Source organism: Ahrensia marina, from assembly GCF_001293565.1.
Lineage (GTDB): Bacteria > Pseudomonadota > Alphaproteobacteria > Rhizobiales > Rhizobiaceae > Ahrensia > Ahrensia marina.
This window is the reverse complement of sequence record NZ_JXMU01000048.1, coordinates 1-6160: the sequence shown is the minus strand read 5'-3', so window position 1 is coordinate 6160 and position 6160 is coordinate 1. Positions and strand designations below refer to the sequence as shown.

6 protein-coding genes are annotated in these 6160 nt (G+C 47.5%); 2 read left to right on the top strand and 4 right to left on the bottom strand.

What is annotated here, in order from left to right:
• Positions 1–302 precede the first annotated feature (302 nt).
• Positions 303–692: a hypothetical protein gene (locus tag SU32_RS16925; RefSeq protein WP_054000563.1), complete on the bottom strand. Its 390-nt coding sequence runs from the start codon at positions 690–692 to the stop codon at positions 303–305.
• A gap of 422 nt (positions 693–1114) precedes the next feature.
• Here SU32_RS16925 and SU32_RS16920 point away from each other — a divergent pair, with 422 nt between their 5' ends.
• Entirely contained in the window at positions 1115–1477 is a 363-nt protein-coding gene (locus SU32_RS16920; RefSeq protein WP_054000562.1) for a hypothetical protein, read from the top strand.
• Between the two features lie 115 nt (positions 1478–1592).
• On the opposite strand, the gene SU32_RS16915 is transcribed toward SU32_RS16920, so the two are convergent.
• The gene (locus SU32_RS16915; protein WP_054000561.1) at positions 1593–2072 is read right to left on the bottom strand and encodes a hypothetical protein; all 480 of its coding nucleotides are present in this window, start codon (positions 2070–2072) and stop codon (positions 1593–1595) included.
• Between the two features lie 167 nt (positions 2073–2239).
• Here SU32_RS16915 and SU32_RS16910 point away from each other — a divergent pair, with 167 nt between their 5' ends.
• The gene (locus SU32_RS16910) at positions 2240–3226 is read left to right on the top strand and encodes an integrase (protein ID WP_054000560.1); all 987 of its coding nucleotides are present in this window, start codon (positions 2240–2242) and stop codon (positions 3224–3226) included.
• Between the two features lie 1690 nt (positions 3227–4916).
• Here the strand turns inward: SU32_RS16910 and SU32_RS16900 are convergent.
• Positions 4917–5375: a hypothetical protein gene (locus SU32_RS16900; protein WP_054000558.1), complete on the bottom strand. Its 459-nt coding sequence runs from the start codon at positions 5373–5375 to the stop codon at positions 4917–4919.
• An 86-nt stretch (positions 5376–5461) separates the two neighbouring features.
• Positions 5462–5860, bottom strand: coding sequence for a hypothetical protein (locus SU32_RS16895; protein WP_144421192.1), 399 nt, complete (start codon positions 5858–5860; stop codon positions 5462–5464).
• Between the last annotated feature and the right edge of the window lie 300 nt (positions 5861–6160).

The window sequence follows — 6160 nt, the reverse complement described above, 5'->3', positions numbered from 1 at the left end:
AGCTCAGCTGGATAGAGCGCTGCCCTCCGAACCGATCTAGGTTTGAATTTTGGGCATTTTGGGAAGGCTTATTGGCCTTGAGTTTCCGGATAAATGAAACTAGTTGAACGCGTGGAACGGCACGATTTTGCCACTCGCGTGCCTTTAAGTCTTAGCAATACTCTAGATCATATCTGCTTTTGGACCTTCATAAAACTCTCGACCATCATTTTCAGACAGGTTGTTTCAAACTAACTAAACGGCGACTTGATCCGCAAACCGCGAATGTCTTTAGCCCACCTGTTGAGTAATCACAGTAGAAGTTATTTCTCTGCTTTCGCCTGGTCACCAACGCCGAAGCGCAACACCATAAATAGGAATAATGCCATCGAGATCACTGCGAGTATCGAGCCAATTATTGCCAAAGTCTCTTTTTGTTCAGAAATTGCCAGAAAAATCCCGGGAATAAGCATCAGGATGGTAATCGTAACCAGCCAATAGTGCACCATTGCAACTTTAGACATCGCAGCCTCAGGTGTCAGAGCATAGTAAGTTCCGAAAATCGACATTGCGACAAAGCCAATTAGGTTCAGATGACCGTGAGCAGGCGCAAATGTATAGTCATGGCTTGCCGACATTTGTATCCCCCATATCATTCCGCAAAGCGCAAAAACTGTCGCCGTAGCGAAAAACCAAGTTGATATCGATTTCATAGTTCTCTCCCCCAAAGTTGAACATAGATACAGAAATGCGTTTCTGTTCGTAACAATAATACCCTAGCGTCAATTTGGCCGCAAATCGTCATATAAATTTAATGTTCACACGGTGGTTGGAAGATTTGTGACCTTTATTGCAACTATTTGTAACGCGCTTTAAGCGCACGTTAAAACGGCTCCCTTGTCAGTCGAAACTGAAACATAGCGGACGTCGAAGAGCGCTGCCTTAGTAACGCAGCGCTCTCTGGCTCAATCTACGCTTCGGAAGTCCTTGACCTGTAAGGCTTGGCACTTATTGCCCGGCTAGCTCCCAATGTGAGCCGCGAGCAAGCGGCACAATTTGATCACACATTTTGATCCTTGTTGCCGAAAATTCCTCATCCTATCGCTTTTGATATGATTACAATGAGGAACGCATCATGTGCACTAAATCTTTGGTCGCGGCTATGGCCGTGTCAACACTGTCTTTCTTTCCAGCCGGCGCACAAGCACAGAGCAGTTTAGATACGACAACGTATCTCTTGATGAACCAATACGGGCTGGCAATGGTTCATGCCGAGAACTGTAATCTAGACGAACGCTTTTTGTATGAGTTCGTAGTGATGGGAGCGGTAGCAGCCAGTCCGGGTATTGATCCTGACACATTCCGGAGGACTATGGCTCAACACTTAATGTTGGAACGCGGACGCTCAAGCACCAACTGTGATTTGGAAGCTCAAGCCACCTACAAGCGTTTGATGTATATGTATGCCGACATACTTGTAGCTGAGGCGAATGAATAGCTAAGATACATTTTTAATTGGCCGCCGGAATAACCCTCGGCGGCCCAATTGTGGCGACAGGGGCGACTAATCTGCACGAAGTTGATTCTTCAACGGAAATCTTGTTGTCATGCGATCAGTATTCATTCCAATTAATACGCAACTTGACAGATTTGCTCTTAGGAAGGTCCGCCCGGGCAATGAGCTTGTGGGCAATTTCGAAGTCTTCATTGATTTTTACCAGCAGGACTTTGCTGAAATGTCTCGTCATATTTAGAAAGACATCATTGCCACGCTTGAACGGGCTGATCGTCTTCACTTCGATGTAATCATTTCCCAATCGACCATCTGAACCTTGGGCATAGTTGGAGTGCAATTTGATGCCGTATGTGATGGCGCCATATAGTTCACCAATATCGCCATACACTTGAAGGTGAGAATCAGTTGTCCGGTGGTAATCTTCAGCCACCCTTAGCAACTCTTCAAATATAGGTATGAGGTGTATATCTGCCTGTGGGTATTTGGCGCGCCATTCTTGATTTTTAATTTGGCGATTTATGTCATCCCAACTGACCCACTCGCCATCATCCCATATTGCATTCTCTGGCCCTAGCATTGTTGTCCCTTCGCGAATTCGTTGTCCGTTGTGCACCCAATCCGTTTAAGGAGCCAATAAGTGAGATGCTTCAATTTTAAACATATTGATTCAGGCCGCCGGAATAACCCTTGGCGGCCCATTTGTGGCGTCCTACGCACATGAGGCACAATTCAAGGAGGTGCTTCATGGCGACGATCCGCAGGTTGAGAGGCAAGTGGCAAGCACAGGTAAGACGTAAAGGTATTGCACCGCGTGCCAAGTCTTTTGCTTCAAAGTCTGATGCTGAAAAATGGGCGCGCACGCTGGAGTCAGAGCTGGACCGCAACGGCAATCTGCTTGATACGCGCTTGGCTGAGAAAATGACGCTCCGGGATTTGTTCGAGCGTTACTTGACCGACATTACCCCGCACAAGAAAAGCGCACGCACCGAAGCCTATCGCATTAAGCGATTGATGAAACGCGATATCGCACACCGCACGCTCTCAATGCTTTCATCTGCTGATCTTGCCACTTACCGCGATCAACGCCTCAAGGATGTTTCACCGTCCAGCGTAATACGTGAGCTAAACACGATGGCACACGCTATAGACATTGCACGCAAAGAGTGGGGTGTGCATTTGATGCAGAACCCGGTGCGTATGGTGCGCCGCCCATCACCACCGCGTGGTCGTGAGAGACGATTAGAGCCCGGTGAAGAGCAACGCCTGCTAGATGCAACAGATAGTGGTCGCAGTCCTTACATGCGCCCACTGATCATTCTGGCGATTGAGACAGCGATGCGTCAGGGCGAAATGCTATCGCTGACATGGGCAGATGTCGATATGGAAAAACGTATCGCACATTTGGACATGACAAAGAACGGTGAAAGCCGTGACATACCTCTCAGCACAAGAGCGTTGGAAGCGCTGGCTATGTTCAAACAGATGCAGGTGGACGAGCGCGTGGTGCCATCTACAAAGTCAGGTGTGCAGCAAGCGTGGGGGCATTTACGTGCCAGAGCCGGACTAGAAGATTTCAAGTTTCATGACTTGAGACATGAAGCCATATCAAGATTGCTGGAACGTGGTCTCAATGTAATAGAAACCGCAACCATTAGTGGTCACAAAGAACTCCGGATGCTGCAACGCTATAGCCATTTACGTGCTGCTGATTTGGTTGAGAGGTTGGGGTAGCATTGTGACAACGTGAGGTACAAAATTGTATGGTTCGCTTCGCTCACCTCCGCGGCCTTCGGCCTTGGGCAGAACTTCGCTTCGCTTGTTCTGCTTTCTTTTTATCATTCCATTAGAACAACGTTTCTAAATCAGACAGCGGACCACTAATACAACCAACGACACCTTATAACCCACACCGTAGATAGAACTATCCCCCTGCTACAAAACTGAACGTATAATAGGCTAATGAAGCTGTATGAATTATACGAAAGATAGAAGTCTATCCGTCTTGTAGCAGGGGGATTAGTCAACACACTCCGTGTGACAGATGGTGAAGAGAGTTGCCTTGCTCAAGGGCGGTTAGGCGGAGCCCTCGACCTAACCATTACTCTCCGAATCCAAGCGCTATTGCGCTTACTCGGTTCGCTACATCGTAGCGGCACGAAAGGGGACTTACCTTCAATCCGACCTTTCGCCGAAAGTTGACATAATCAGGTCAGAGCTTTCGTCATTGGGCATTCAGAATTTCGCGGTAAAGGTGCCCGGTCAGATTTCCCGGCGCCGCCTTCAAGAGGATTTTGCGATGGTCACGGTGAGCTACCGGATGAATATAATCCTACAGCAAGATTGTGTCTTATTTGCAGTCGAACTCATCGGAAAAGAGGGAAATTTGAGTGCTTTGGACACATTCCTGCCACAATTTAAAACGGCCGCAATGGTCAGTGATAGACCAACTGTATCGCACCCTCCGGCAGATTCATTTTAAGACTCGCTGGCGAGCTTCAGTATCGCGCAGCTACATTACGTCATTCTGCACCAGAAAACGCACCACGGAGCTTCTGTGAGTCAAACAGAGTATGGGCGAGGCGGACAAGTCGAAGTCCTAGAAATTCGAAGCGTATTAGAGCAGGGTTGAGGCTGAGTTCCGATGCTCATTCTATAGGAACCTTAAACCTTCTCCGGGGTGATGGTGCGGGTAAATATTGAGCACTGACTGGTGGCTTCTGGATGTCGTTTTTAGAATCTTAATTTCCGAGGTGCTGCTTAATCCGATTAAGTGAAATTCAGTATCACATTGTAAAAAAACCCACTGAGTGGAATTAATTCTGCTTAACTTTTTGCCCGGAAATTTTTTTTGCTTAATTTTTTCCGGGTAAAATAATGTCGTTTTTGAACTTTTGCGGACGCGTTTTCGACCACGAATAGATCACTTGGCGCAGGTCTATTTTGAACGGTCACGGGTAGATACGCCTACCCATGCCAATCACTTCGATAGATACTCAATCTATTTCTCGAACCGGGACCAAGATTTGGCAGAGATGTGCAGAAGCCTTGCCGTGAAAGGCACGATACGTATTGGTGTTGGCTGAATTTGAAGCGTCAGCTGAGCGAAGAATCTGAGTGAGAAGAACGCAACAGTTGTTCCGGATAGAGATACCTACCCGAGCAGAGCCATTCATCAATGAGAAATGCTAGACGGCGCAGATACATTCCAGACGGATCGGACGATTGCTAGAACAAGCACGGCTCGTTGTGCGGACACCTGCTATTCTGTGAGAACCTTAACCGTATTGAATATAAGAGTCGTAGGCGCGTGTTTGCATTTAGGTGCTGTCAAAGTTCATCCAGCGCTGAGGAACGCGCCAGGGTGTTTCTGTGAGTCAAAGGTGAGTAGCCCGACAAAAGGAGTGGGTAGGTATAACTACCTTCATTCTTGTTTGTTGAGCCAGACTGTAATCTTGGCAGCCAAATCGCGATCAATGATACTATTGTTGTGCATTGCACCGCCAAGTGATGCGTTTAACGGATCGCCACCGATCTGCTTCATGATATGCCCAGACCTGAATTTTGTTCCATAACCAAGCCTTATTAACTTGGTTCTGGCTTCTGGTAACAATCGATCTTCTGCATCAATAATTGATGGCAAGGTTGCGGTAGGAGTCACTGCGCCGATCTCAGCCAGAAATTTAGCTCTCTCTGAGAAACTCGCCCATCGCCATGCTTTGCGAAGGGCTTGTAGTCGATCTGGCTCGGTTACATATCCGGCCGCGATGAAAGCTTGGCGTTGGCTCGAGTATTTTCCAGCATTGTAATCGTCGTAGATATTTGGAAACTCTTTTTGCAGCCGCTTCATGAAGTAGGCGTTGCTGCGGTCTTTCTTTGCCATCTTATGCCATGCTCACTAATGCTAAATCCGCATTTCCTGAGGTGCAGTAACTCAATTAGTAGCCTGCTACATAGGTGCACTCTTGTCTAGAGTTGACGAAGCGCTTCAAGTTCAGGGAACGGCTGCCAGCGTAATGTCGATATACTGCATGCGGGACTATTTGGAACGTTTCCGACTAGCTTTCCATCTCGCACCAATACTTCCAGCGCCTGGCGTCCTGAATACCCGCCCGTAAGATTCTTGGCATTCGCCTTTACACATAGCCAATGGATGCCGGTGCTGCTGTTTAACTGGACATAGGATATTTCTGCGTCGCGAACTGAGTAGGGATCGGCTAGAAAATCTCGGGCATCCCTTGCGATTGCCATCTTAATAGATGAGGTCGCCGGTTTTGCAGCTAAAATTGACTCTTGAAGTTGTTCAGAAGTTTGGCATGCAGTTAAAGTTAGAAGTAAGCCGAGGGCTGATATTCTTGATAATTTCAATTGAACGCATCCTATGAAGTTAGTGCCCATATTTACTGAGCGTTGCCATGTGTCAAGCAGGAAAGAATCCGTTCCGGGTCGTGACGCAATTTGAGAATGCGAATAAAAAGTTTGCCACCAGAGACTGGCGTTTAGGCACATATCCGGCACAGCTATTTAGACATCACGCGCAAGAAGCGCAGCACAAAACACCAAAATCACATTTCATTTAATTTCTGCAATTGCGGCGAGCTATAAGGTTTGCTAAGGCTTTTTCGTGCTGTGATCTCATCACGCTCAGGCACCCGTAGCTCAGCTGGA